Below are 25,503 nucleotides of genomic sequence, written 5' to 3' on the forward strand. Positions count from 1 at the left end.
CTTTGCCCGGTTGTTGGCAGAGGCGCGGAAATCGATAATAGAGGCATAGCGACGCCAATCCGCACAGAAAGGAGAAACGACATGGTCAACCCATCCACGCCCCCGGCTATCGCCGCGGCTGCCCCGAAGAAGGCAGGCTTCGGTCTTCTCGTCAAGAAACAGTATCAACTGCTGCTGATGTCGGTTCCTTTCGTCCTGTTGGTCCTGCTGTTCTCGTTCGGACCGCTATGGGGATGGATCATGGCATTCCAGCACTACAAAGTCGCCTTAGGTATCTGGCGCAGTCCGTGGGCCGGCTTCGACAATTTCCGGCTGCTGTTCCAGGACCCGCAGTTTTTCAATGCGCTCCGCAACACGGTCGCGATGGGCATGCTTAACCTGGTCACCGGCTTCTTCGGCGCAATCGGGCTGGCGCTGCTGCTGAACGAGGTGAAGCTTCGCTTCTTCAAGCGAACCGTGCAGACGCTCACGTACATTCCCCATTTCGTGTCGTGGGTGGTCATCGCCAATATTTTCGCCACGCTGCTGTCGCCCGACGGAGGCGTCATCAACGAGCTGCTCGTGAAGCTCGGCATCCTCGACCAGCCGTACTATTTTCTCGGCCAGGAAAAATGGTTTTGGTGGATTCACACGTTGGCAAGCTTCTGGAAGGAGCTCGGTTGGAACACGATCATCTACCTCGCGGTGCTGGCGGGACTTAACCCCGAGCATTATGAAGCCGCCGAGACGGACGGTGCGACGCGCTGGCAGAAAATGCGCTACATCTCCATTCCCGGTCTAATGCCGACGGCCGTGCTGCTGCTCATCCTAAGCGTCGGCTGGATCGTGCAGAGCGGGTACGAGTCCCAATTCCTGCTTGGCAATCCCGTCGTCATCAGCCGTTCGGAGGTGCTCGACCTGTACGCGCTGAACTATTCGACGAGCATCGGAGATTATTCGTACGGCGTCGCGGTAAGTCTGTTCAAGTCCGTCGTGAGCATTGTGCTCGTGCTGCTGGTTAATTACGCGGCTAGAAAAACAACCGACAGCCGGCTATTCTAAAGCCGGCACCTGAAAGGAGCCCCCCCATGATCCACAAACGAGCGGCAGGAGACTACGTCTTCCAAGCGCTGAACTACGGCTTGCTGCTGTTGCTCGGCATCGGAACGCTGTTCCCATTCGTCAACCTGCTTGCCATATCGCTTAACGACGCTGCCGATACGCTGAAAGGCACGATCTATGTATGGCCGCGCGTACCGACGCTGGACAATTTCGCGACGATCTTCGCGAATGATGGTCTGGCGGCAGCGGCGCTGCGATCCGTCGTCCGGACGGTCGCCGGTACGGTGCTCGGCGTCGTCTGCACGGCGATGCTCGCCTATACGCTGAGCCGGAAGGAGTTTTTCCTCCGCAAGCCGTTCAACGTCATCCTCATCGTGACGATGTACGTCAACGGCGGACTGATTCCGTTCTATCTGCTGATCAAGCAGCTCGGCCTGATGAACACGTTCGCGGTCTACCTGCTGCCCATGCTGATCGGCGTGTTCAACGTCATCATCATGCGCAGCTACTTCGAGCAGCTGCCAGACGGAATCGTGGAGTCGGCTCGCATCGACGGTGCGTCCGATTTCCAGATCTTGTTCCGCATCGTCCTGCAGATCAGCCTTCCCGTCGTGTCGACAATCACGCTGTACATCGCCGTCATGCACTGGAACTCCTGGTTCGACAACTATTTGTACGCAAGTCGCAACGAGCACCTGAACCTGCTGCAATACGAGCTGCAAAAAATATTGATCAGCTCCGTCAATCAGGTGTTCGATACGAACACGCATATCGACGCAACAGACGCGCGAAGAACGAATCCCGAAACGATTCGCGCGGCGATGACGATCCTCGTTACGTTTCCGATCCTGCTCGTGTACCCGTTTCTGCAAAAATATTTCGTTAAGGGCATGACGTTCGCCGCAATGAAAGAATAGGCGGGCGACGATCGCGATATCGCCGGAGCACCGATTCCGATGATATAATACAAATACAAGAAAAGAGGGTGTCAGTATGGCAGTCAAAACGCGGAGATTCAGCTTGTCCCTCGCGGCGGCGACGGTACTTCTGGCGGGCTCGTTAGCCGGCTGCTCGTCGAACGGCAACGGCAATGGCAACGGCGAAGCTAACGGTAACGGGGGAAGCAAGAACGGAGGCAGCGCGCCGGCGGCGAATTCGGCGGGCGAGAACAAGGGCACGGCCGAAAATGAAGGCGCTTCCCAAACGCCGGCCGTTGAACCGATCACGTACACCATGAACACGACGGACGAGAAAATGACGTGGGATACGCCAATTACGAAAGCGTTTACAGATAAGACCGGCGTCTCGTTCAAGTATGATCTGGTCGTCGGCGACGAAACGCAGAAGCAGGACCTGTGGCTCGCGGCCGGCGATTATCCGGACATTATGACCATGGGACCGGCGGAGGTGCAGAAATACAAGGACGGCGGCGCCTTGGTTCCCCTGAACGAGCTTATTGACAAATACGGCCCGCATATTAAGGAGAAGTTCGGCGAGTACTTCAATTTGCTGAAGGACGCCGACGGCAACATCTGGTCGCTCTACGGCGTCAATAAAAGCCGCGAAGCGAAAGCGGATGCCGCCGCCAATTTCATCATCCAGTACGACGTGCTGAAAGAAGCCGGATACCCGCTGATCAAGACGCTGGATCAGCTGTACGACGTCGTCAAAGCGTACAAGGATAAGCATCCGCAGATCGACAACAAAGAGACGATCGGTTTCTCCGGCGCGATGACGGGCTGGCAGGTGAACATCCAGTACAATAACCCGATCATCAGCGCATCCGGCCTTCCGGATCACGGCAACTTCCGGATCGACGGCAGCGGCAATGTCACGTATAATCCGGTTTCGGACGATGCGAAGACCTACTATGCGTTTCTGAACAAATTGTATCAGAACGGCCTGTATGACAAGGAAGCGTTCTCGCAGGACGATCTCAGCAAGAAGCTGGCGCAAGGACGCGTGCTGGCCGCCTACGCGCCGGCCTGGATGGTCGGCACCGTCGAGACGCAATTCCGTCAGGACGGTCACCCGGAGCGAGCTTATGCCAGGCTGCCGATCTACTTCAATGAGGACACGAAGGACATATCGAACACGGTCGTACCGACGTTCGCGGGCAGCCTCCAGTGGGCCGTCACGAAATCGGCGAAAAACCCGGAGCGGTTCATTCAGTTCGTGGACTACTTATTCTCGGAAGAAGGCCAGATTCTGTCGCAATGGGGCATCGAAGGGAAGCATTACGAGGTGAAGGACGGCCATCGCGTGCTGAAGCCGGAGGAGATCGAGGCGCGCAAGACGGATCCGGACCATGGGATCAAGGAAGGCTTTTCCGGCAATGGCACGGGCAGCGGCTACTGGTTCAACGTCGGTGACGGCGCCAAGCTGGACGACGGCGATTACGCGACGCCGCTGACGAAGGATTACGTCGTCAGCCTATACGACGACATGACCAAGGACGTGCTAAGCCGGTACGGGAAGACAGTGTGGGCGGATTTTCTGCCGAAGGCCGAGGTCGTGCCGGGTTATCTATGGCAGCTGTCGCCCCCGGAGAACATTACGCTGCAGGCGAAGAAAATCGAAGAGACCTGGAAGAAATTTTTGCCAAAGCTCGTCATGGCGAAGAACCAATCGGATTTCGATAAGAGCTGGGATGACATGAAGGCGGCAATGGACAAAGCGGGCCTACGGGACGTCGACGACGCCTATACGAAGCTATGGGCGGATTTTAACGCCAAGTTCGCCGCTACGATCGGCGGCTAGCCGACTTATGAACGTACTTCTCGCCCTCTTGGGCGTAGGAGTGCGTTCGCTTGTCTGAACCCGGCCGGCAGCGGCAGGTGAACGGGTATTTTGAAGGCGTTGGAAACGGAGGGACGGCATGAAAATTCGGACGAAACTGATCCTGACCAATCTGTTTATCATGCTGTTCCTGCTCAGCTCGCTCACGTATCTGCTGACGAAGCGGAGCAGCGACCTTGTGTACGGGCATGTCGTGCAGAACGCTTCGCTGTCGCTGTCGCAAATCAGCCAGAATCTCGATAACAAGCTTGCGTCCTATGAGGACGTTGCGAATACGCTGTTTCTTAACCCGTCGCTCAGCCTTATCCTCGATCAGCGCTATGCCGACCAGCTTGAAGCGTACGAAGTGTATTCGCAGCAGTTCAAGCCATTTCTGTCAGCGATCCAATCGACCCGGGATGTGCTGAATATCGACGTCTATACCGACAACCCGACGTTCTACTTCTCGAACGTCCAACTGATCGACAGCGATGTCAGAGCCAGCGACTGGTACAAGGAATTAATGGGCAATCACACGGGCGGTTACTGGACCCCTCCCTACCTGACGTTCGCGAAGAAGGAATCTGTGATCAGCTTCCGCAAGCGGTTGAACAACGTCAATCGCGATTCGGCGAGCGTCGTCTCCCTTGAGGTCCGGCTGAAGAACCTGGCACAGCTCGTCGAGCAGGAGAGCCGCAATAAGCGCGTCATCTTTGCACTACCTGACGGCACGGTGTTGATCGACAGCGGGAGCGCGGATCATATTGACCGGCTTGAGCAGCTTCCGTTCGGCGGCCGGATCCTTCGTGGCCAGGCGGGCAGCTTTCATGCTGAGATCGGCAAGGCGTCCTACCAGATCCTTTATCAAACGCTCGACTCGCGCAATATCGTCAAGGATATGAAGGTCATGACGTTCGTGCCGACGACGGAGCTGACGCCGGAGCTGGACCGGCTGCGCTCTGCCGCGATTTTGCTGTTCGCTATCGCGTTCCTGTTGTCCGCACTGCTTATCTCCGCGATGTCGGTCGGACTGACCCGCCGGTTGTCCGAGCTGGCGGTCAAGATGAAACGGCTTAACAAGGACAATTTCGACAGCTATGTCGGCGTTAAGGGAAACGACGAGGTGGCTCAGCTCGGTGAAATGTTCAATCTGATGGTGCGGCGTCTGCGGGAGCTCATCAGTGAAGTGTACCAATCCGAGATCGACCGGCAAGAGAATGCGCTGCGCACGAAGGAAGTCGAGCTGTACGCGCTGCAGACGCAGATTAATCCGCATTTTCTGTTCAACACGCTTAATATGATTCGCGGCAAGCTGCTCATCGCAGGCGACCGAGAGAACGCCAAGGTGATCGGCTTGCTGGCTAAGTCGTTCCGTATGATGCTGAAGAAGGGCGGACAGACGATCCGCCTCGCCGAAGAGCTGGAATTCATCGACAGCTACCTGCAAATCCAGCGGTACCGCTTCGGAGACAAATTCAACTATACCATCGACGTCAATGGCGACGATCTTGACGTCAGCGTGCCGAAGCTGTGCATTCAGCCGCTCGTGGAGAATGCGGTGACGCACGGCGTGGAGCTGAGTCCTGACCCTTCGGAGATTCGGATTACGGGCAGGCGGGAGAACGGCAAGCTGCTGCTTACGGTCCAGGACAACGGCGGAGGCATTGAATTGGAGCGGCTGTCGGAAATTCGAAGGCGGCTGGACGAAGGCGGGTTGACCGGGGACGCGCACATCGGCCTGCCTAACGTGCAGCGCCGGCTGCGCAACCTCTACGGCGACGAATTCGGTCTTCGCCTCTCAAGCGAAGCAGGTGCTTGGACTGAAGTGACGATGACGATTCCAACGGAGCAACGGGAGGTCGAAGGTGATGTACGACGTATTAATCGTGGATGACGAGCCGATCGCCAGGCAATCATTGCGCTATCTGGCCGATTGGGAGCGCCTCGGCTTCAAGGTCCGTGCCGAGGCGGAGGACGGCCTGCAGGCATTGACCCTCTTGAAGGAATGCCGTTTCGCCCTCGTGCTGACGGACATCCGCATGCCGACGATGAACGGGCTTGAGCTGATTGCCGCACTGCGCGAGTTTTCCGATGCGCAGGTCGTCATTATGAGCGGGTACGACGACTTCGAATATGCGCGCGAAGGGCTGAAGCTCGGCGTCAAGGATTATTTGCTGAAGCCGGTCGACGAGGATGAGCTTGAGCAGCTGCTTGAGAGGCTCGCGGCGGAGCTGAACGAGCGGCAGCTGCTGGAACGGCGCGAGCGCCTCGGCATCACAGCCGGCAGAGATCGCCTGCTGCGCCGAATCGCTCACGGTACGGTTGCGGCCGCCGAGATTCGCGATCACATGCGGCTGCTCGGCATGCAGCCGCATGCACAGAGGTACGCATGCCTGCTGGCCGAGTTCGATTTCATGGCTGGCGGCGACGTGACCGACCGAGAAGCGGAGCTAAAGCGCTTCGCCTTGCGCAACATCGCGGAGGAGCTATGCTTGGACCGGGGATATGTGTTCGAAGATGCGGAGGATCGGCTCGGGCTGCTGCTCGGCGGTGCCGCAGAGGAGACGTCGCCGCAAGCGCTGCGGGCATTCGCCGAGCGGCTTTGCGCATCGGCGGCAAACTTCGCCAAGGAGACGGTAACTGTCGGCCTTGGCCGCGGCGTTGGCGATGTCGGCGAGCTGAAGCAATCGTGGACGGAGGCGGAGGCGGCACTGGACGGCAAGTTTCTGTCCGGACCAGGCGCCGTGCTGGAGGCGCGCGGCAAGCCGTTCGGTGACGACGAGCAGACTTCGCTGCGGGGGCTGGAAGCGGACGTCTTGGACGCCGTTCGCCATTTCCGCCGAGCCGACGCGCAGCAGGCGGTCGGCCGTCTATGGGACGGCTTCCGGACGGAGCGGATACCGGAGCACCGTGCGAAGCTCGCCGTGCTGGAGCTGTTGATTCAGCTGTATCGAATCGTCAAGGAGCAGGGGGCTGGACACGAGCGGCTGTTCGATGCATCGCTAGGCGAATATGAGCGCGTGATGCGGAGCCGCACGATCGATGACCTTCGGGCGTTCGCCGAGGCGAAGATCAACGGCGTGCTGGACGCATTACTTCGCATGAAGGAGCTGCGGCCGAACAAAATCGTCGAGGACGTCAGACGGATCGTACAGGCGAGGTACGCGGAGAACGTCAGCCTCCGCAGCGTCGCCCAGGAAATCTATATGAACCCGAATTATATCGGCAAGCTGTTTAAAGCGCATACGGACATGACGTTTAACGATTACGTGCTGCAGGTCCGGATGGAGAAAGCCAAGGATCTGCTGCTGCAGACCGACAAGAAAGTATACGAAATCGCGCACGAGGTCGGCTTCGGCGAGCTGGACTGGTTTTATAAGCGGTTTAAGACGTATGCGGGAGTCAGCGCAGGGGATTTTCGGGGCGCTCGCTGACTGGTCGCCGACGAACGGATTTCCGCGGCGCGGCGATTGCCTGCGGAAGGCAAGGGAAACGAATAGGAACGAGACGGAGGAGATGCAGGATGGATCCAATGCCGCACTTGAAGCGGGAGAACGGCATCACGACGCTTATCGTTGACGGGCAGCCATTCACCGTGCTGGGCGGAGAAATTCATAATTCCAGTTCGTCCAGTCTGGCTTACATGGACGAGAAGGTTTGGCCGTATTTGCGAGGACTGCATCTGAACACGGTGATCGTCCCCGTGTTCTGGGAGTTGGCTGAGCCTGTGGAGGACATGTTCGACTTCGAGCTCGTGGACGGCATCGTCCAGAGGGCGCGGGAAGAAGGACTGCGGCTCGTGCTGCTCTGGTTCGGCCTGTGGAAGAACGGGCTGTCGAGCTACGCGCCTGCATGGGTAAAGCGGGATTACGACACCTATTTCCGTGCGCGGTATCCGGACGGGGCGGCTTCGGAGACGATCTCGCCGCTTTGCGATGCGGCGGTGCAGGCGGACGCACGGGCGTTCGGGCGGTTCATGAAGCATCTAGGTGAAATCGATGGGGATCGCCGCACCGTGATCATGATACAGGTCGAGAACGAGGTCGGCTTCCTAGGCGCGGAGCGTGATTACAGCGAACCGGCGAACGAGCGGTTCGAGGGGCAGGTGCCGGCCGAAATCGCGCAAGCATTCGGAACGGCTGGCACCTGGCGCGAGGCATTCGGCGAGCAGGCCGGGGAAACGTTCATGGCTTATCATTACGCCCGTGCTGTGGAGGCGATTGCTTCCGCGGGAAGCCAGGCGTATCCGCTGCCGATGATCGTCAACGCCTGGCTCGACCAATACCCGAACCGGCCTGGCGCTTATCCGAGCGGCGGACCTAGCGCTAAAATGATCGGCGTGTGGCGCATCGGCGCGCCGTCGATCGCGGTCTATGCGCCGGACATCTACCTGCCGAATTTCCGGGAAATATGCGAGACGTACGCGCGGGACGGCAATCCGCTTTTCATTCCGGAAGCGCGCCGCGACACGGTGTCGGCCGCTAACGTCTTCTGCGCGATCGGCAGCTTCGATGCGATTGGCTTCTCGCCGTTTGGCATCGAGGATTTTCTGGCCGGAGACGTGGACGAAGCGGACGCCTCGCTGCTCTCGACGCTGAATATCGAGCAGTCGGGCTTCGTGCTCAATGGCACGGGGCCGTATTTGGCCCGCAGCTACGCGCTGCTCGGAAGCATGCTCCCCGTCATTCATCGATACCGCGGCACGGGCGCCATGACCGGCTTCGTGCAGCAGCGGGACAAAGGCTGTATGCTCTCCTTCGCCGGCTGCGGGCGGCCTCATCATCCAGCTGGGAGCCCATGAATTTTATTTGGCGGGTTTTGGCTATTCGGCAGTATTTTTGCCTAAGCGGGGCGAACGGGGCAAGGTCGGCGTCGTCCGAATCGAGGAGGGAGGTTTTGATGGAGAAACATGGCGCAGGCGGCGCGTGCTGAACGGAGATGAAGGGGCGTACGGCGTCTATTTACGTGCCGATCCCGAGGTGCTGCGCGTCGAAATCTATCGGTATGTCTAAGCACAATTAATTTCATGCGTATTTAAAAGATGGCTCTTATACCAGCCATCTTTTTTCATTGAAGCCGGCACCGTCGTACGCTGTTTGTTTGATGAGAAGCATCCTCTGCGGGTTACGCCCGAACGCTTTGCTCGAATTTTGCCCGTAAGCGGTTGATGTCTTCTCTTGGCGGAAACCCGAACATCCGGGAATATTCGCGGCTGAACTGCGATGCGCTTTCATAGCCGATCCTGAAAGCCACGTCAGCTGCATCCGCGGACTCGGATAATAAGAGATGCCGCGCTTCCTGCAGGCGCAGCCGTTTTTGAAATTGGATGGGACTCATCGCGGTCACTTCTTTAAAGTGCCGGTGGAACGAGGAAATACTCATGCTTGCAGTCTCTGCAAGCTCTTCGATTCGCATCGACTTATCGAAGTTGGCCATAATGAATTCGATTGCGTCCCTAATGCGATAGGTACTGCTTCCTTCTATTGCGATTTGGGCCAGCGCCGCGCCAAACTGCCCTTGCAGCAGTAAATATAAGATTTCCTTCGTGTAAATGGGAGCCAGGTACGCAATGTTTTGCGGCTGTTCCACCAATCGGACCAATCGCAGTAGCGCATCTAGGAGCGCGGACTCGGTTTGGCCGACGAAAATCGCAAGGGCCATGTTTTCTTGCCGAGCGAATTGAATGTCGGCGTCTTTCAATACCGCTAAAATTTGATGCTCCGACATCTCTAATCTCAAACTCAAATACGGCTCATCGAAGGAAGCTTGGATGATCTGACCGACTACCGGCAAATTCATAGATGTAATTAAATTGTCTGCAGGACCGTATTCGAATCGTTCTTGTGCCAGCATAATCTCTTTAGAGCCTTGGGCAATAAAGCAGAAGGCAGGTTTGTACACGCTATGGACAGGCTCGGTTTCGTTAGAGCGGCGAATAAAATATAATGAAGGAATCGCGGTTTCGAAAACCCCGTCCCGACCAGAATGTTTCTCGATGAGAGCGGCGAGTTCAATCCGCTGTTGTTCAGTTGGACTAGTCATTTGACTCCCTCCGTCTCCGTTCTTCTTTGATCGTTCTATTATAAGGCAACTTATGTTCATACGTAAGTGGCAGCGAGAGGATTAGGCAATGATTTGCAACGATAGGGATAACGGCCGCCTGTTCCATTGCTGCATAATAAAGAGGCTTTGATTGGCCGGATGAGATGAGAAGAAGATCAAATCACTAAGTTGGAGGATGTTAGATGCAAAAAGTGATTTTGAACAATGGTGTCGAGATGCCATTGCTTGGTTATGGCGTTTTTCAGATTAGGGATCATAATGAGTGTGAACAAAGCGTCTGTGACGCGATTACGGCGGGCTATCGACTGATTGATACTGCTGCCTCTTATCTAAATGAAGAAGCAGTTGGCAAAGCGATCAAACGAAGTGGCGTGGCAAGAGAGGAATTATTCATCACCACGAAACTTTGGGTGCAAGATACGGGTTATGAGCGCACCAAACAAGCTTTTGAAAAATCGCTGACAAGATTGCAGTTGGACTATTTGGATTTGTACTTAATTCATCAGCCCTATGGAGATCTGTTCGGCTCTTGGCGCGCGATGGAAGAGTTGTATCGTGAAGGGAAGATCCGTGCAATCGGCGTCAGTAATTTTCACGAGGATCGACTCATTGATCTGATTCTCCATCATGAAGTTGTTCCTGCCGTGAACCAGGTTGAAACGCATCCCTATAATCAACAGATCGAAAATGCAGCATTCATGAAAGAGAATAACGTGCAGATCGAATCCTGGGCGCCTTTCGCTGAAGGAAAAAATAACTTGTTCCAGAATGAGGTATTGGTATCTATAGCTGAAAGGGTTCATAAATCCGTTGCTCAGGTGGTCTTGCGTTGGTTGACGCAAAGACAAGTCGTCGTGATTCCAAAGTCTGTTCGTAAAGATCGAATAATTGAAAACTTCAACATCTTTGATTTTGAATTGAATCAAGAGGACTTGAAGTCGATAGCTGCATTAGATACGAAGCAGAGCTTGTTCTTTTCACATCGCGATCCTGAAATGGTGAAATGGCTCGGAACACGTAAACTTGATATCTAATGTTCTAAGAGACGAATGAGGCAGATAGGTTATAACCATTAGCAAGCGGTATGTTAAATTAATGGCAAAGGGGTATTGCTAAATGAACTACGTAAAACTTGGAAATACCGGATTGGACGTATCACGGCTTTGTCTTGGATGTATGGGCTTTGGCGATGCTGCGCTCTGGACTCACCCGTGGGTACAAAATGAGGAGCAAAGTCGTCAGGTGATTAAGAAGGCACTCGATCTTGGGATCAATTTCTTCGATACGGCAAACGTATATTCGGCTGGAACAAGCGAGGAATATGTTGGACGCGCTCTGAAGGATTACGCGAATCGAGATGAAATTGTCATCGCGACAAAGGTGCATTTCCGTATGCACGAAGGTCCAAACGGAGCAGGGCTTTCCCGCAAGGCGATTATGAGCGAAATAGATAAGAGCTTGAAGCGACTTGGGACCGACTATGTGGATTTGTATCAAATTCACCGCTGGGATTATCATACGCCAATCGAAGAAACGATGGAGGCGCTTCATGATGTCGTGCGAGCGGGAAAGGCTAGATATATTGGCGCTTCCGCTATGTTCGCCTGGCAGTTCCAAAAGGCGCTGTATGTTGCTGAACGCCACGGATGGACGCGGTTTGTGTCGATGCAAAATCATTATAACCTTATCTATCGGGAAGAGGAGCGCGAAATGATGCAGCTCTGCAAGGCGGAAGGAGTCGGCGTTATTCCATATAGCCCGCTTGCCTCTGGCCGCTTGACGCGTGATTGGACAGAGACAACGCACCGTTCTGAAACGGATAAGGTACAGAAGTTGAAATACGATGCATTTGCGGAGGCGGATCGTGCGATCGTGGAGCAGGTTGCGTTGATTGCAGAGCAGCGCGGTGTCTCCCGTGCGCAAGTCGCGCTTGCCTGGATGCTGCAGAAGGCACCTGTTACCGCACCGATCATCGGCGCCACGAAGGAATCACATCTCGAGAGCGCGGTCACCGCGCTGGAGGTCAAGCTAACCCCGGATGAGATTGCATCGTTAGAGGAGCCGTATGTGCCCCATGCCGTAGTAGGCGCGCTCTAAACATCCTTCTGCACATTTGAAGTAAGTGTTTCCTCGATGCTTCAATCAAAAATATTCGGATGCTTTTTCTAATAGAGTTATATCATTGATAGTAGAAACCAGCGGTGGTAGTATGAAATTATGTATACGTCCATTATGGTAACCAAGTTATATATTCCCGCGCCTCGGCCGAAAGCGGTTCTCCGCCGGCGGTTGACCGAAAGGCTGAGCGATGGTTTTCACCGCAAATTGACTCTTATATCGGCACCCGCGGGCTATGGCAAAACGACTTTAATTTGTGAATGGCTCGCGGAATGCGGCCGGCCGGCTGCATGGCTGTCGCTCGACAAAGGGGACAACGAGCTTACGCGCTTTTTAACCTGTATAATCTCCTCTCTACGAATGCTTGCGGAGAATATAGGGGAAGGCGTTCTTGCTGTGCTTCAATCTCCTCAACTACCGCCGATCGAGTCAATCCTGACGGCTCTTCTTAATGAAATCGCAGTCATTCCGGCTCCTTTCATACTCGTTCTTGACGACTATGACGCGGTAAATTCGGAATCGATCGACGATGCCGTGTCCTTCCTGCTTGACCATCTCCCCACGCATATGCACCTTGTCATGATAACCTGCGAAACTCCGCGAATTCCGCTCGCCCGATTGCGGGCTCGGGACCAATTGACTGAATTGCGCGTTGCCGACATGAAATTTACGCTCTCCGAAGCCGAAGTTTTTCTAAACCAGGCAATGGGACTTAACCTAAGCATGGATCATATAGCCGCCTTGGAATCACGCACCGAAGGCTGGGTTGCAGGTCTGCAATTGGCTGCGCTCTCCATACAAGGAGATTATGGCGCCGATCAGCTCATTCAGTCTTTCACCGGCAGCCATCATTTCGTGCTGGATTATCTGGTAGAGGAAGTCCTGCAACGGCAACCGGAAGCCGTACAGACCTTTTTGCTGCGGACCTCGATCTTGGACCGTCTATGCGGATCTCTTTGCGATGACGTAATGCTTGATCCCGCGGTATCCGGTATGGAATTCTTAATCGACCTTGATCGCAAGAACTTGTTCGTCGTTCCCTTGGATCATGAACGATGTTGGTATCGTTATCACCATTTGTTTGCCGATTTACTCCGCAGACGGCTGCAGGAAAGTCTCGACGGGAGCAATATCGCGAAATTGCATGAACGAGCAAGTGTCTGGTATGAAGACAACGGCTTCGAGATCGAAGCGTTTCATCATGCCGTGGAATCCCAAGACATCGAGCGCGCTGGACGTCTGCTAGAAGGCGAAGGGGCGCCGCTTCATCTTCGCGGGGCTGCAGGCCTTTCGCTGAACTGGTTGGAGTCGTTGCCTGCCGCGGAACTAGACGCCAGACCCGCATTGTGGGTGATCTATGGTTCAGCACTGCTGATTGCGGGCAAACCGACTCGCGTCGAGCACAAGCTGCGAGCTGCAGAAGCTGCCCTAGAAGGCGTGGAGCAGGACGCCGCTATCAGAGACCTGACCGGGCTGATTGCCGCAACTCGGGCTACATTGGCATTGCTTATGATGGCTGGAAACCCTGATCGTCCCGATCGGAATTTACAGGCAGCCGAAACGTTCATGCAGAACTCGGAGTCCGAAGACAAGACCGATGGACTTGTCGAAGTAATTGCTCATGGAAGGGATGCTGGGATCGGGGCAAAACACGAGATAGAAACCGTTATTGAACAGTCACGTCGTGCGCTCGAGTATCTGCGCCCAGATAATCTCCCTGTTCGGACGGCAGCCGCTTGGATGCTGGGCGTCGCCTGCCAGAGGCGGGGAGACCGTTCAGGAGCTCATGAGGCCTTTAACGAAGTTATAACGAATAGTCAAACGATGGGTCATAAGCTGATGGCTGTAGTGGCCAATATCGGACTAGGTCAACTACAGGAAGCGGAAAATCGGCCTGATTTGGCGGTAAAAAGTTACCAAGAGGCACTGCTGCTGGCCGGAGACATGCCGCTGCCGACTCTCCGTGAAGCCGAGCTTGGTCTGGAACGTATGTGCAAGGTCCTGGAACACGGAAATAAGGGCAACCTATTTGAGCCGCTCAGCCAACGGGAAATCGAAGTGCTCGAGCTTATAGCCAAGGGACTCTCGAACCGGGAAATCGGAGAGAAACTCTTTTTGGCCTTAGACACGGTCAAAGGGCACAACCGCAGGATTTTCGAAAAACTTCAAGTGCATAGACGCACGGAAGCGATTGCCCGTGCCAGTGAGCTGAATTTGTTCGGGAACACCCGTAGACCACACTAAAGTGTCTACAGACTCCAATCCTCTTCAAGCTATACTGCATATAAATTAGCCAAGAGGAGATAAACATGAAAAAGATTGCAAGAGTGACTGGAGCATTGTTTCTAGTGGCGACAGGTGCATACATGATAGGAAACGGGCTGCTGGATCCTATTCTGCATCGACCGGATGTTCTCGCAGGTTTGTATCCGGACCGAACAAACGTGATGGCTGGATTGTTTTTGGAGTTGATAAACGCCTTGGCGGTTGTGGGGATTGCCATGCTTCTGTATCCCATTTTAAAGAAGTACAACGATGCGTTTGCGCTGGGGTACTTCGGTTCACGAATCATCGAATCGGCGCTGCTCATCCTAAGTTTAATCGGTCCGCTTGTACTCATTGGTCTGAGCAAAAGTTACATTGGCGCAGGAGCTTCGAGTGGAACTTACTTTCAAACGATAGGAAATTTAGTGGTAGAAGCTCATTTTAAATGCTTTGAAATGGCCATGATCGTGCTGAGCTTGGGCAGCTTGTTGTTTTGTTATATCCTCTATCGATCGAGGTTGGTTCCACGCTTCTTGTCCGTCATCGGTTTCATCGGCTATGCGGCATTGTTGGCAAGCAGTTGTCTGACGATCATCGGCCAAGATATCGGACCCGTTCTCTATATTCCAGGAGCGATTTTCGAAATCGTTCTACCCATTTGGCTGATGGTTAAGGGATTTCATCTACGAACGGAGGAATCCTGATTCATGATACGGATAAGGCTGTGGAGAGAACCGGCTGCGTGCGCGCAGCCGGTTTTTAAGCGACTTATAGTTTCTTCAGTTGATTGATGATTTCCCCAGGCTCCAGGCGCTCCATAAAGTCGGGGTTGACATGCGCGAAGCGGATAGAGCCTTGCTGATCGATAATATACGTCGCTGGAACCGGTAGAATCCAACGAACGGTCGCATTGAACGCAGTAAGATCAAGCCCGAAATTGTTGGTAAAAACGGGTTTAAGATAATCGGGTACCTCATAGAGGACGTTGTAGCTGTCGGCTACTTGGCCGTTTGGATCGCTTATGACTTGGAAGGCTAGCTCTTCCTTCTCCTTTTGGGACAGCGAGTTGTCAGGGCTTTGCGGCGAGACCGCGATTAATTGGCCGCCAAGCTTCTCTATATCCGGCAGCAATTGTTGATAAGCCCTAAGTTGGATATTACAGAACGGACACCAGCTGCCACGATAGAAGGTTAGAACGACAGGACCTTTCGCTAGCTCGTCATAGAGGCTCACTTGCTCCCCAAGCGGATTTGCCAGCGTGAAATCTGGAGCTTTAGCGCCTTCTTTCAAACCGAAAACGATGCCCGATTCTAGCTGCTCTTTCATGTGACGAAAAAAAGCTTCTTGCATTTCCTCCGGTGCGGTTGTGATAAATCCTGCCTTCGATTGTTCCAATTCGGCTTTCATGGACAACATGTGTATGCACTCCTCAAACTTAAAATTGGATTAATCAATCCATTTTGTTGATGAGAAACATATTATCGCTAAAATTCTGGATTGTCAAATCCATTTTGTATATAATACTGTCATGGATAACTTAGTGGAAATTCAAGATCAAGAACAGCGGCTTACGAGAAAGGGAAAGGAAACGCGCGGACGTATCGTTACTGCTGCCGCCAAGCTGATGTTTGAGCGTGGGGTGGCCGGGACAAGCGTGGAGGATGTTAGACTGGAAGCGAAGGTCAGTTCATCGCAGCTTTATCATTATTTCAAGGAAAAACGAGAACTCGTTTTGGCTGTAATTGGTTATCAAACCGAGGCCATTTTGCATGCTCAAGAGCCAATGCTGAGCGATCTGGACAGCATGGAGGCACTTCAAGCCTGGCGTGACGCCATTATTCAGCTTCAAATTCAGCGGCAATGTCAAGGCGGATGTCCAATTGGATCGCTGGCTAATGAACTGTCAGATTCGGATGCATCCGCTCGTTCAGAGCTTGCAGTTGGTTTTATGCAATGGGAACTCGCTATCAGACGCGGACTCCGTTCCATGCAAGAACGCGGCAAACTAAGCGGCTGCGCGGATCCGGATTCTCTTGCTCTGGCATTACTGGCTGCCCTTCAAGGCGGTCTTCTTCTGACCAAAGTGCGCAAGGAAACAAGCTCACTTGAAGCAGGACTGGACGCCATGCTTGCGCATATCGGCTCATTTATCGTCTGACTCACCACAGGTGGGACCATTTTATGCAGCAATAATATTGTTCGAATGAAGTCCGCGCAATCTGCGGGCTTTTTTCGTTATCAGACTCGTCCGATGAAGCTTTCATGATGTAAATGAAAATTTTTTAATCCTATCACAGGATGAACGAGTTCGTCGTTATATTATCGAGTGGAGGGAGGCTGCCCCAGAACTAAAGTAACCAAAGGGGGAAGCTAGCCTTACATGGACAAACAGCGGCATGATACGGAGGAACGTAAAATGATTAAAGAATTAGTGGAAGAACAAGAATGGCTTGAAGGCTTTCCAATAATGAATGAATTACGAACCCAGCTAAGCGAACGTACATATCTAGATTTTCTTCGTACTATGAGGGAAGAAGGGTATAAAATGTTTGCATTATATCAAAATGACCAACTAGTTGCATTAGCCGGAATAAGCATACTCACGAATTTTTATTTTGGGAAACATGTATTCGTTTATGACTTAGTTACCAAATCTTCAGAACGATCTCATGGGTATGGTAAGGAACTACTTGCGCATATCCATCATTACGCGAAGGAAAAGGGTTGTGGAATTGTGGCTTTGGGATCGGGGATTTCCAATATCGATGCCCATAGGTTCTATGAAACAAAGATGGGTTATGAAAAGATCGCATACTCGTTAATCAAAGTTATTTAATCACAAGTTGTAAACACGAGCCGTGAATATCACGGCTTTTTTGCATGAAATCAAATCGAAGACGAAGGTTTTTTGAATCCGTTCAAGCGATCTGCATGGTTCTATTATAAATTTCGTTCTAATAATAGCCCCACTTGTTCTGCTTTTCACTGCTCGACTCGCCGATTCTGGGTACCTGAATTCGAAGGATCCGAATTGAATTTGGCGGGATGGGTGAAGAAAGTGACAGGCAAACCAACCATTTCCGTTGGTTCGGTTGGTCTTGAAGCGGACATTTTTGGCTCCGCGAATGAAGGTAACCCCTACGCACGGCGCGATGCCTTGAACGAGCAAGTCAAGCGGGAGGAATTCGATCTAATTGCAGTCGGACGTTCATTGTTAGCCGATCCTGCCTGGGCCAATAAGGTTCGCGAGGGCCGACTGGATGATATTACACCAGTATCGGGAGATGTATTTGCAAAGCTGACATAACCGGTTTACGAGACGAACAGAATCGGAGGATGTGAGCATAATGACAACTACGATAACAACTCAAGAAAGACGCGACATGCGTGTATACCGATTAACGGCTCCTAACTTGGATGGACTTCAATTGAACACGGAAGAAATACCTGAAGTTGCGTCTTACGAAGTTCTTGTCAAGCTTCATGCGGCCTCGTTGAACTACAAGGACACGTTCTATATTGCAGGTGACAAGGGGATCCAATTACCGCGCCCAACGGTGCCGCTTTCGGATGGAGCAGGGGAGGTCGTTGCCGTAGGTTCTCAGGTGGATCGCTTCATAATTGGCGACCGCGTTGCCGGTGCAATCGCGCAGGATTGGCTCTAAGGTCCCATTACTGCGAATGCGTTTAATTCCAGCACGTCACTTGGTCATGGACTCGATGGGAATTTGTCCGAATATCGCGTGTTTAACCAAGAAGGTCTGGTCCGATTGCCGAGTAACTTGTCTTACGAGGAAGGCGCAGCGCTTCCTTGTGCGGCCGTTACAGCTTGGAATGCCGTTCGGGACGTTCGTCCCTCCCAGACGGTTTTGATTCTCGGCACCGGAGGGGTTGCCCTCTTTGCGCTCCAGTTTGCAAAAGCGCTCGGAGCGAGGACGATTATTACTTCCTCCAACGACGCAAAGCTCGCTCGGGCTATTGAAGCCGGGGCCGACCATGTTATTAATTATCGAAGCAACCCGGATTGGAATACAGCGGTCCGCGAATTGACTGGAAATATCGGGGTCGATCATGTCGTGGAAACAGTAGGTTCGACTACGCTGGAGCAGTCGATTCTCGCTACTCGGATCGAGGGTATGGTCCACTTGGTCGGAATTGTTCCTCCCGTTGGGAGAATAGATCCGATCCCTGTCATTTTCGGAGCAATCACCGTCCGTGGCGTGCGCGTCGGTTCGCGCCAATTGTTCGAAGAAATGATTGCTTTAATCGAACGAATGGATATTCATCCCATTATCAGCCAGCGCTTCGCGTTCGAGGATGCAAAATCAGCCGATATGCAGCAGCTCAATGGACCTGACTTTGGCAAGATCGTCATTAACATCCATTAAATTCTCATAAGATTCGATTTGTGACGGGTCCCGGGTCCCGCGAGATGACTAATAACTTTAGTCGCTCATGAAGGCGATCTCTAGAGGGAGCTGCATGCGCTTACTTCGCTATAATATAAAGGGGCTGTCCCAAAAGGTCACTTTATGACCTAGGGACAGCCTCGTTTTTGTTTTTGTAAAACAAAAAGAAACCACTCTTTGGTAAAATGGAGGTACCACCCAACCACATACCGAAAGGAGAGGTTTCTTTGTACATTCAATATACCATGGACCAACTTTGTCTGCCTATGAACTTGGAGGAAGACATCCCCGAAAATCACCTCGTTCGAGTCGTCAATGCGGCTGTTAATCGACTTCCGGACAGCATCTTTGCAGACGCTTACGGCTGCCTTTTCTATGCTTGATCATGTTCAGAAATTCTTAAAATTCATTTCGAAGGACGATTCTGCCTGTTATTTCTTTGGCATCCATCCGTCGATGCGCCTCAGATGCATTTTGAAGGGGAAGAATGGTCAAAGGAATATCCAGCTTTCCTTCTTCAAGTAATCGGAGAACAGCCTTTGCGGCAGGACGGCCAGCAGATGGATTTCCAAGCAAGTAGCCACCTACATTAAATCCCTGGACCCCTATATTATTAAACCATAATGTATTACTCAAAATATTCACTGGTTGCTCGCTTGCATTGCCTACAAGCAAAGCACGACCGAGTGGAGCCATTAAGTCTAAGCTCGAAGTAAGCATATCTCCGCCTACCGGATCGACGACGATATTAAACTTTTCATTTGCGATCGCTGATGGAAAATCTTCAGCCAGGATAACATCGTCATAGTCTAATTCACGTGCAGCTTCAAGTTTGGAGGCTGTTCTGACCGTTCCAACAATGCGGGATGCTCCAAGTGAGCGCGCAATTGCAGGAAACGCAGATGCCAGTCCTCCAATAGCGCCATGGATTAATACATTCTCACCTTCTTGAATGTGTGCCACTTTTGTTAGGGCCAAATAAGCAGCCGCAGCATTCGGGAGCGCCGACACAGCAAGCGCCGGGTCAACCTTGAATCCATCGAGAGATATGGTAAGAGCGGCATTAGCAACTGTAACTGTAGCGTACCCCCCTAAACTCATCAAAGAGAGTGTAACGACAGGCTCACCGATCCGAAATTCGGTGACACCTTCACCCAATTCACGGATAGTACCGGCAACCTCCAAACCGGGTACAAATGGAGGCTCAAAAATAGGAATCGTGCCACGGCGAATGAATGAATCAATTAATCCGACAGCAGAGTGAGTTACATCTATGCTGACCTGCCCCGGCCCTGGATGAGGATCTGGCATTTCAGTTTCCGAGAATACGTCAGGACCTCCGTATTGTGTGATTACCATAGCTTTCATGTTGATTTCCTCCTTCAGAGTTTAAGTTTGTCCGCGAACTGACTTCTTTATTATTGCTGAAGTGAAGATGCAAAAATAGTCCGATTGTGCTTTAATATTGCCTAAGACTACGAAAAAGGGACAAGATAAAATATTGATGAATAGGAAGGTGAAGTAATGGAGAACATGACTGCTGAGACTCAAAATTATCTGAGTCGTATATTGACGCTTACTTCACAATTTTCTTTTTATGATGGAACTTATCAAACAGAAATTCCGTTTCTTTCGATACTTAAGGCAAACAAATCTATACCCATCGAGCATGGGGTTCTTGGGCCTTCTTTTTGCGTAGTCATTCAAGGGAATAAAGTATTACAGGTCGGGCGAGATACAATTGAATACGGAGCCGGGGATTATCTTGCTTCAAGTATCCACATGCCAATCAAAGGTCAGGTTCTAAAAGCGACAAAAGAAACACCCTATGTTGCGTTGCAAATTGCTCTTACCTCTGAAGAAGTATCTTCAGTAGCTTTGGAGACACATAGTAAAATCAATGCTTATAATAGCTTAAGCACTGGTGCATTCATTGGAAAAACAAATATTCAAGTGCTGGGGGTATTTGAAAGGCTTCTTCAGCTTTCCTTTGACTCTCAAGCGATCGATTTTCTTGCTCCCACAGTGAAGCGTGAACTTATTTTTCGCCTTTTAACTGGAGAAGATGGCGATGTTTTTTATAGTAAAATGCTTTTGCATCAAGAGGCTTCTGGAATAACCAATGTCATTAATTGGATTAAAGATAATTTCGATAGTTCGTTTATGATCAGTCAATTAGCTGATTTAGGAAACATGAGTATTTCCAGCTTGCATCACAAATTTAAAGCGGTAACGACGATGACACCACTTCAATACCAAAAACGGATTAGACTTCAAGAAGCACGAAGAATGCTTATGGGAGGTGCGATTGATGTTACGAGAACGGCATCACAGGTAGGTTATGAAAGTTCCACACAATTTATAAGGGAATATAAACGTCTATTCGGACTTTCGCCTTTAAAGGATGTTCGAGCCATTTACCAAAAGGCGGAGAAGGGGACCAATGAAGTTTAACACTGGGAAAAGGGGCTGTCCTAAAAGGTCACTTTATGACCTAGGGACAGCCTCGTTTTTTGCTTTTGGAAAACAAAAAGAAACCACTCTTTGGTAAAATGGAGGTACCACCCAACCACATACCGAAAGGAGAGGTTTCTTTGTACATTCAATATACCATGGACCAACTTTGTCTGCCAATGAACTTGGAGGAAGACATCCCCGAAAATCACCTCGTTCGAGTCGTCAATGCGGCTGTTAATCGACTTCCGGACAGCATCTTTGCAGACGCTTATCCGGGTGGCGGCCGAGATAGCTACCACCCCAAAATGCTCACCAAAGTTATCATTTATGCCTACACGCAACGAATTTACTCATCCCGCCAAATCGCTAAAGCAATACGCGAAAATGTCATGTTCATGTGGATCGCGGGCAGACAACGACCGGATTTCCGCACCCTCAATCGGTTTCGCTCCGAGCGGATGAAGACGGTTTTAGAAAGTGTATTTACAACTATTCTTCAGTTTCTTACAGAGGAGAACTACGTGAAACTGGAGCATTACTTCGTCGACGGCACCAAGATCGAAGCCAATGCCAACCGGTATACCTTCGTCTGGGGCAAGGCGGTTGTGAAGCAAAAGATGAAGCTACAGGAAAAAGTACAGCAATTATTCGCCACCATTGAAGCAGCCGAAAAGCAAGAAGACCGGGAACACGGCGGGCAGGATCTGCTTGAACTTGGCGAAACAGCCACCGTTACCAGCGAAAAATTAGAACAGGCCGTAAAGCAACTGGAGATGCAGCTCCAGGAAGAGCCCAAGAATAAACCTTTGAAGAAGGCAGTATCCGCACTCCGCAAAGATCTGCTCCCCCGCCTGCAAAAGTATGAAATTCAGCAAGAAATTCTCGGGGAACGAAACAGCTTCAGTAAAACCGACAATGATGCGACATTTATGAGAATGAAAGAAGATCACATGCGCAATGGGCAGCTTAAACCCGGCTATAACGTGCAGATCGGGACGGAAAATCAGTTCATTATCGGATACAGTCTCCATCAACGCCCTACCGATACCCGCTGTCTCAAGCCCCACTTGGAGAAGGTCAAGGCACAACTAGGTAAGCTACCCGGAACCGTAATCGCAGATGCGGGGTATGGCGGAGAAGAAAACTACGCCTATCTGGAAGGAGAGCAGGTCGAGGCAATCGTCAAATACGGCACTTATCACATCGAGAAATCCAAACGATGGCAGCAAGACATCAGTAAAATCGACAACTGGCAATATGACGAAAAAGAAGACACCTGGATCTGTGCGGCAGGACAGAAATTATTCTTCCGGCGCGAAAGTAAAGAAACAACCGAGAGTGGATATGAGATCAAGTATCGCCACTATCGGAGTACAAGTTGCGAAGGCTGTCCACTGAAGCAATCGTGCACGAAAGCACAAGGGGATCGAGAAATCCGGGTGAGTCTGTCATACCTGAAGTATAAAGGGCAGGTACGTGAGAAGCTCAGAAGCGAAGAAGGATATGCTCTCTCGGTTCGACGAATGACTGAACCTGAAAGTGTGTTTGGACAAGTGAAGAACAACCGGGGATTCCGGCGTTTTCTGCTTCGCGGCTTGCCGAAGGTAAGCCTAGAGGTCGGGTGGCTTTCGCTTGCCCACAATTTGCTTAAGAAATCGACAATAGACCAAAATAGAAAAATGGCGGTGCAGGAGTAAGTTCTCCTGCCCGCCATTTTTTGTTTTGATCATCTTTTCGCATCAAAGCGAGCTATCTCTTCAGCGAAGCGCTCCCCTTTTGGGACAGCCCCTTTTCAACTAATCCACTATATTTCGCGTATAGTACGCAATGATGTCTTTGCGCCGAATAATACCGAGGAAGACGCGATCGTCGTCTACGACTGGAACGAAGTTCTGATCTGCAGCCAGCGCCAACATATCGTCCAAATCGGCTCCGATCGCGACACATTCGATTTTCATCCTTTTTTTAATGGAGACGACGGAAACCTCATGCATATTATCGAAGCTGAGGGCTGGCGTGGCTTTCAGCTTCCACAACAAATCTCCCTCGGATAGCGTTCCGAAATATAAGCCATTGTCGTCCAGTATCGGGATGGCTGAATAGTGGCTCGCCTCCAATTTGTCTAAGGCTTCTTTCATGTTGGAGGATGTCTGAAGGTAAGAGACCTCGTTCTTGGGATATAAAAACGATTTGATGTCCACTGAATCACACTCCTTTGGTATATTAAAACATATTTCGCCTTGGGGTGCATGTGGAAGTGACTGGGTCATGAAAGTCTGCTTCGTATAAAGCAGGAAATTTATTCAATAATAATACAGCTAGCATTAATCCAAATGTAAAGAGGAGCAGATAATGTGAAAATCAAATGGTTGCTGACATTATTGTTAACCTATGCGCTCGTAATTAACACCACGCCAGAAGGTGCATCCGCACAAGCGAAAATGGTTAAGGAGTTAGGGTCGAATAATCTAAGCCCCAAAATGGTGCAATTGAAAGTTGATATGCAAAAGGCATGGATTGACCATACCATATGGACGAGAAGCATATTGTCAGTGCACTGTCTAATCTTAAAGATCAGCAGGACGTATTGGACCGGCTTTTGAGGAACCAACAGGACATAGGCAATCTAATCAAACCTTATTATGGAGAAGCCGCAGGCTATAAATTGGCTGAACTTCTTAGGGAACATATTATGATCGCAGGCAAAATTGTCATGGCTGCCAAAGCGAACAGACAAAATGATGTGGAAAAATTAGAAGCGGATTGGCGCAGCAACGCAGACGACATAGCCACATTTTTAAGCACAGCGAATCCGAACTGGCCGTTTAAAGAACTGCAGGATATGCTGTACACACACCTTCAGTTGATGACAGAAATCGTTCTGGATTATTTGAAGGGGGATTGGAAAGCGGATATTGCAGCTACCGACAATAACGAGATGCACATGATTCATGTAGCGGACATACTGACTGAAGGCATTATTAAACAGTTCCCTGAAAAATTTTAAGCGTGGGTGATAGCGATCCAACTGAGGGTGACAAGAACGTTAACACAAAGTCCGCGTAAATCGCGGCTTTTTGTGTTTTGTGATAACGTTCTTGTCGACTATTTTTAAGGGGCGAATTTTTTTGCTTGTGTACCAAGGAGACGCCGCGACAGCAGCAAGGCAAAAGCCAGAAATACGAACATAATAAAACCATACACCAGGACATAGCCGCCGATATGGTAGAATAGGCTGCCAACGATCGGGCTGACGGCCATTCCCATATAACGGAAAAAGTTATACGCTCCGACGGCGGTCGCACGGTTATGCGTGAAAGCGCCGGTCAATATCGTCGTCTGCACCGGGAGCGAGAGCCCGAGGAATAACCCGAAGAAGATAATTCCAGCCAGCAGCCAAGGTAATGAAACTGAGTAGAAGATGAGGAAAAACAACACCGAAATTGCATTTAGATAAGTCATCAGAACGAGCAGCTTTTCTCCATCTATACGTGCTTGGATTTTCCCGCCAAAGTAACTGCCGACCACGATGCCAAGCGACATCGGCAGAAATACCAGTCCCTTTTGCTCGGCTGACAAGCCGTAACGATCGGTTAAGATGTTCGGCAGAAAGACAAGAAAATTGTAAAACACGTAATACTGAATAAATCCAAGATAAATAATGGACGATCCGATCCGATTCTGAAGAATCGCTGCAAAATCCCGCAGTTGAAAGCGACCTGCTGGGACGCTGTCAGGCTTCGTTTCCTTCAAATAGAGGTAGTTAAAAACCAGCACAACCATACCCGTTGCTGCAAGAGCGAGAAACACGGAGTGAAAATTGAACAACCCGCTAAGGAAGCCGCCGATGACCGGCCCGAGCACAGGGCCTAACGAAACCAACATTTGAAAGGTTCCCATCGCTTGGCCGCGTTCTTTTCCATCAAACAAATCGCTGATGACTGTAACGGCAACGACGGATCCCGCAGCGATTCCGATCGCTTGCAGCGCTCGGAAGACCAGCAGAAGCGCTATGGTTTCGGAGAAAAAACACCCAACCGAAGCGATAACATACAGCGATATCCCGAAAAGTAGGACTTTGCGGCGCCCCTTCGAGTCCGTGAGCGGGCCATAGATCATCTGCATGATGGCAAGAAATAAGGTAAACACCGAAATCGTCAAGTTGACAACGAATGATGTAGAATGAAGTTGACTGGCAACCTCTGGTAATACCGGGGTGTAAATGGTTTGCGTGAACGGCCCAAGAAATGCAGCAAAAGCGACAATGTAAACAAGGAATTTACGATTCATCATGTATAATCCTTTCTATGAAATGTTATTGTCATCTTACTTGAAATCAATGATTTATTCCAACGCATTGTATGCTATAATC

General features: G+C 51.1%; 23 protein-coding genes and 1 pseudogene. 19 read left to right on the forward strand and 5 right to left on the reverse strand.

Going from position 1 to position 25,503, the window contains the following annotated elements; genetic code table 11:
- Window positions 1-81 precede the first annotated feature (81 nt).
- The 7 genes from KXU80_RS03435 to KXU80_RS03465 all read left to right on the forward strand — a co-directional run bounded on the left by KXU80_RS03435 (window position 82) and on the right by KXU80_RS03465 (window position 8,831).
- Window positions 82-1,041 (forward strand): ABC transporter permease, encoded by a 960-nt coding sequence (locus KXU80_RS03435; RefSeq protein WP_219836898.1) that lies wholly within the window; start codon window positions 82-84, stop codon window positions 1,039-1,041.
- A 26-nt stretch (window positions 1,042-1,067) separates the two neighbouring features.
- Window positions 1,068-1,958, forward strand: a complete 891-nt coding sequence (locus KXU80_RS03440; RefSeq protein WP_219836899.1) for a carbohydrate ABC transporter permease — start codon at window positions 1,068-1,070, stop codon at window positions 1,956-1,958.
- 76 nt (window positions 1,959-2,034) lie between these two features.
- Window positions 2,035-3,801 (forward strand): extracellular solute-binding protein, encoded by a 1,767-nt coding sequence (locus KXU80_RS03445; protein WP_219836900.1) that lies wholly within the window; start codon window positions 2,035-2,037, stop codon window positions 3,799-3,801.
- A 118-nt stretch (window positions 3,802-3,919) separates the two neighbouring features.
- The gene (locus tag KXU80_RS03450; protein WP_219836901.1) at window positions 3,920-5,713 is read left to right on the forward strand and encodes a cache domain-containing sensor histidine kinase; all 1,794 of its coding nucleotides are present in this window, start codon (window positions 3,920-3,922) and stop codon (window positions 5,711-5,713) included.
- Window positions 5,688-7,253 (forward strand): response regulator transcription factor, encoded by a 1,566-nt coding sequence (locus KXU80_RS03455; RefSeq protein ID WP_219836902.1) that lies wholly within the window; start codon window positions 5,688-5,690, stop codon window positions 7,251-7,253. The genes KXU80_RS03450 and KXU80_RS03455 overlap by 26 nt, the downstream gene beginning before the upstream one ends.
- Before the next feature lie 89 nt (window positions 7,254-7,342).
- Window positions 7,343-8,620 carry a beta-galactosidase gene (locus tag KXU80_RS03460; protein WP_219836903.1) on the forward strand — a complete coding sequence of 426 codons (1,278 nt, stop codon included), beginning with the start codon at window positions 7,343-7,345 and terminating at the stop codon, window positions 8,618-8,620.
- Window positions 8,607-8,831, forward strand: a complete 225-nt coding sequence (locus KXU80_RS03465; RefSeq protein WP_258171402.1) for a DUF5597 domain-containing protein — start codon at window positions 8,607-8,609, stop codon at window positions 8,829-8,831. Before KXU80_RS03460 ends, KXU80_RS03465 begins: the two co-directional genes overlap by 14 nt.
- Before the next feature lie 112 nt (window positions 8,832-8,943).
- Here KXU80_RS03465 and KXU80_RS03470 read toward each other — a convergent pair whose 3' ends face one another.
- Complete coding sequence (locus KXU80_RS03470; protein WP_219836904.1) at window positions 8,944-9,861, reverse strand: AraC family transcriptional regulator; 918 nt, start codon at window positions 9,859-9,861, stop codon at window positions 8,944-8,946.
- A 203-nt stretch (window positions 9,862-10,064) separates the two neighbouring features.
- On the opposite strand from KXU80_RS03470, the gene KXU80_RS03475 reads away from it, so the two are divergent.
- The 4 genes from KXU80_RS03475 (at window position 10,065) to KXU80_RS03490 (ending at window position 14,969) form a co-directional block, all read left to right on the forward strand.
- A complete protein-coding gene (locus tag KXU80_RS03475) occupies window positions 10,065-10,916 on the forward strand; it encodes an aldo/keto reductase (protein WP_219836905.1) in 852 nt (283 codons plus the stop codon).
- An 82-nt stretch (window positions 10,917-10,998) separates the two neighbouring features.
- Window positions 10,999-11,979, forward strand: coding sequence for an aldo/keto reductase (locus KXU80_RS03480; protein WP_219836906.1), 981 nt, complete (start codon window positions 10,999-11,001; stop codon window positions 11,977-11,979).
- 120 nt (window positions 11,980-12,099) lie between these two features.
- Window positions 12,100-14,244 (forward strand): winged helix-turn-helix domain-containing protein, encoded by a 2,145-nt coding sequence (locus KXU80_RS03485; protein ID WP_219836907.1) that lies wholly within the window; start codon window positions 12,100-12,102, stop codon window positions 14,242-14,244.
- A gap of 65 nt (window positions 14,245-14,309) precedes the next feature.
- The gene (locus KXU80_RS03490; RefSeq protein WP_219836908.1) at window positions 14,310-14,969 is read left to right on the forward strand and encodes a DUF4386 domain-containing protein; all 660 of its coding nucleotides are present in this window, start codon (window positions 14,310-14,312) and stop codon (window positions 14,967-14,969) included.
- A gap of 64 nt (window positions 14,970-15,033) precedes the next feature.
- On the opposite strand, the gene KXU80_RS03495 is transcribed toward KXU80_RS03490, so the two are convergent.
- Window positions 15,034-15,681, reverse strand: coding sequence for a peroxiredoxin-like family protein (locus tag KXU80_RS03495; protein ID WP_258171225.1), 648 nt, complete (start codon window positions 15,679-15,681; stop codon window positions 15,034-15,036).
- A 124-nt stretch (window positions 15,682-15,805) separates the two neighbouring features.
- Between KXU80_RS03495 and KXU80_RS03500 the strand changes: the two genes are divergently transcribed.
- The 5 genes from KXU80_RS03500 (at window position 15,806) to KXU80_RS03520 (ending at window position 18,653) form a co-directional block, all read left to right on the forward strand.
- Complete coding sequence (locus KXU80_RS03500; RefSeq protein ID WP_258171226.1) at window positions 15,806-16,423, forward strand: TetR/AcrR family transcriptional regulator; 618 nt, start codon at window positions 15,806-15,808, stop codon at window positions 16,421-16,423.
- 222 nt (window positions 16,424-16,645) lie between these two features.
- Entirely contained in the window at window positions 16,646-17,101 is a 456-nt protein-coding gene (locus KXU80_RS03505; RefSeq protein WP_258171227.1) for a GNAT family N-acetyltransferase, read from the forward strand.
- A gap of 195 nt (window positions 17,102-17,296) precedes the next feature.
- Window positions 17,297-17,572, forward strand: coding sequence for a beta/alpha barrel domain-containing protein (locus tag KXU80_RS03510; protein ID WP_308858177.1), 276 nt, complete (start codon window positions 17,297-17,299; stop codon window positions 17,570-17,572).
- A gap of 40 nt (window positions 17,573-17,612) precedes the next feature.
- Complete coding sequence (locus KXU80_RS03515; protein ID WP_219836910.1) at window positions 17,613-17,930, forward strand: alcohol dehydrogenase catalytic domain-containing protein; 318 nt, start codon at window positions 17,613-17,615, stop codon at window positions 17,928-17,930.
- 105 nt (window positions 17,931-18,035) lie between these two features.
- Window positions 18,036-18,653, forward strand: coding sequence for a zinc-dependent alcohol dehydrogenase family protein (locus tag KXU80_RS03520; RefSeq protein ID WP_219836911.1), 618 nt, complete (start codon window positions 18,036-18,038; stop codon window positions 18,651-18,653).
- Between the two features lie 420 nt (window positions 18,654-19,073).
- Here the strand turns inward: KXU80_RS03520 and KXU80_RS03525 are convergent, their stop codons facing one another.
- Window positions 19,074-20,042, reverse strand: a complete 969-nt coding sequence (locus KXU80_RS03525; protein WP_219836912.1) for a quinone oxidoreductase family protein — start codon at window positions 20,040-20,042, stop codon at window positions 19,074-19,076.
- Between the two features lie 156 nt (window positions 20,043-20,198).
- On the opposite strand from KXU80_RS03525, the gene KXU80_RS03530 reads away from it, so the two are divergent.
- Both KXU80_RS03530 and KXU80_RS03535 read left to right on the forward strand, forming a co-directional pair.
- A complete protein-coding gene (locus tag KXU80_RS03530) occupies window positions 20,199-21,128 on the forward strand; it encodes an AraC family transcriptional regulator (RefSeq protein WP_219836913.1) in 930 nt (309 codons plus the stop codon).
- A gap of 140 nt (window positions 21,129-21,268) precedes the next feature.
- Window positions 21,269-22,828, forward strand: coding sequence for an IS1182 family transposase (locus KXU80_RS03535; RefSeq protein ID WP_219836914.1), 1,560 nt, complete (start codon window positions 21,269-21,271; stop codon window positions 22,826-22,828).
- A 99-nt stretch (window positions 22,829-22,927) separates the two neighbouring features.
- Here KXU80_RS03535 and KXU80_RS03540 read toward each other — a convergent pair whose 3' ends face one another.
- The gene (locus KXU80_RS03540; RefSeq protein WP_219836915.1) at window positions 22,928-23,332 is read right to left on the reverse strand and encodes a CBS domain-containing protein; all 405 of its coding nucleotides are present in this window, start codon (window positions 23,330-23,332) and stop codon (window positions 22,928-22,930) included.
- Window positions 23,333-23,485: 153 nt separating this feature from the next.
- Here KXU80_RS03540 and KXU80_RS03545 point away from each other — a divergent pair.
- Window positions 23,486-24,138 (forward strand): annotated as a pseudogene (locus KXU80_RS03545) (glycosyltransferase).
- Between the two features lie 104 nt (window positions 24,139-24,242).
- Here KXU80_RS03545 and KXU80_RS03550 read toward each other — a convergent pair.
- Window positions 24,243-25,424 carry an MFS transporter gene (locus KXU80_RS03550; RefSeq protein ID WP_258171228.1) on the reverse strand — a complete coding sequence of 394 codons (1,182 nt, stop codon included), beginning with the start codon at window positions 25,422-25,424 and terminating at the stop codon, window positions 24,243-24,245.
- Window positions 25,425-25,503 lie beyond the last annotated feature (79 nt).

The organism is Paenibacillus sp. R14(2021), assembly GCF_019431355.1.
In the GTDB taxonomy this organism is placed as follows: domain Bacteria; phylum Bacillota; class Bacilli; order Paenibacillales; family Paenibacillaceae; genus Paenibacillus_Z.

Excerpts from the sequence above, each read along its gene's own strand:
- KXU80_RS03435 (WP_219836898.1), top strand. The coding sequence starts at position 82 with ATGGTCAACCCATCCACGCCCCCGGCTATCGCCGCGGCTGCCCCGAAG.
- KXU80_RS03440 (WP_219836899.1), top strand. The coding sequence starts at position 1,068 with ATGATCCACAAACGAGCGGCAGGAGACTACGTCTTCCAAGCGCTGAAC.
- KXU80_RS03445 (WP_219836900.1), top strand. The coding sequence starts at position 2,035 with ATGGCAGTCAAAACGCGGAGATTCAGCTTGTCCCTCGCGGCGGCGACG.
- KXU80_RS03450 (WP_219836901.1), top strand. The coding sequence starts at position 3,920 with ATGAAAATTCGGACGAAACTGATCCTGACCAATCTGTTTATCATGCTG.
- KXU80_RS03455 (WP_219836902.1), top strand. The coding sequence starts at position 5,688 with ATGTACGACGTATTAATCGTGGATGACGAGCCGATCGCCAGGCAATCA.
- KXU80_RS03460 (WP_219836903.1), top strand. The coding sequence starts at position 7,343 with ATGGATCCAATGCCGCACTTGAAGCGGGAGAACGGCATCACGACGCTT.
- KXU80_RS03470 (WP_219836904.1), bottom strand. The coding sequence starts at position 9,861 with ATGACTAGTCCAACTGAACAACAGCGGATTGAACTCGCCGCTCTCATC.
- KXU80_RS03475 (WP_219836905.1), top strand. The coding sequence starts at position 10,065 with ATGCAAAAAGTGATTTTGAACAATGGTGTCGAGATGCCATTGCTTGGT.
- KXU80_RS03480 (WP_219836906.1), top strand. The coding sequence starts at position 10,999 with ATGAACTACGTAAAACTTGGAAATACCGGATTGGACGTATCACGGCTT.
- KXU80_RS03485 (WP_219836907.1), top strand. The coding sequence starts at position 12,100 with ATGTATACGTCCATTATGGTAACCAAGTTATATATTCCCGCGCCTCGG.
- KXU80_RS03490 (WP_219836908.1), top strand. The coding sequence starts at position 14,310 with ATGAAAAAGATTGCAAGAGTGACTGGAGCATTGTTTCTAGTGGCGACA.
- KXU80_RS03495 (WP_258171225.1), bottom strand. The coding sequence starts at position 15,681 with ATGTTGTCCATGAAAGCCGAATTGGAACAATCGAAGGCAGGATTTATC.
- KXU80_RS03505 (WP_258171227.1), top strand. The coding sequence starts at position 16,646 with ATGGACAAACAGCGGCATGATACGGAGGAACGTAAAATGATTAAAGAA.
- KXU80_RS03515 (WP_219836910.1), top strand. The coding sequence starts at position 17,613 with ATGACAACTACGATAACAACTCAAGAAAGACGCGACATGCGTGTATAC.
- KXU80_RS03525 (WP_219836912.1), bottom strand. The coding sequence starts at position 20,042 with ATGAAAGCTATGGTAATCACACAATACGGAGGTCCTGACGTATTCTCG.
- KXU80_RS03530 (WP_219836913.1), top strand. The coding sequence starts at position 20,199 with ATGGAGAACATGACTGCTGAGACTCAAAATTATCTGAGTCGTATATTG.
- KXU80_RS03550 (WP_258171228.1), bottom strand. The coding sequence starts at position 25,424 with ATGATGAATCGTAAATTCCTTGTTTACATTGTCGCTTTTGCTGCATTT.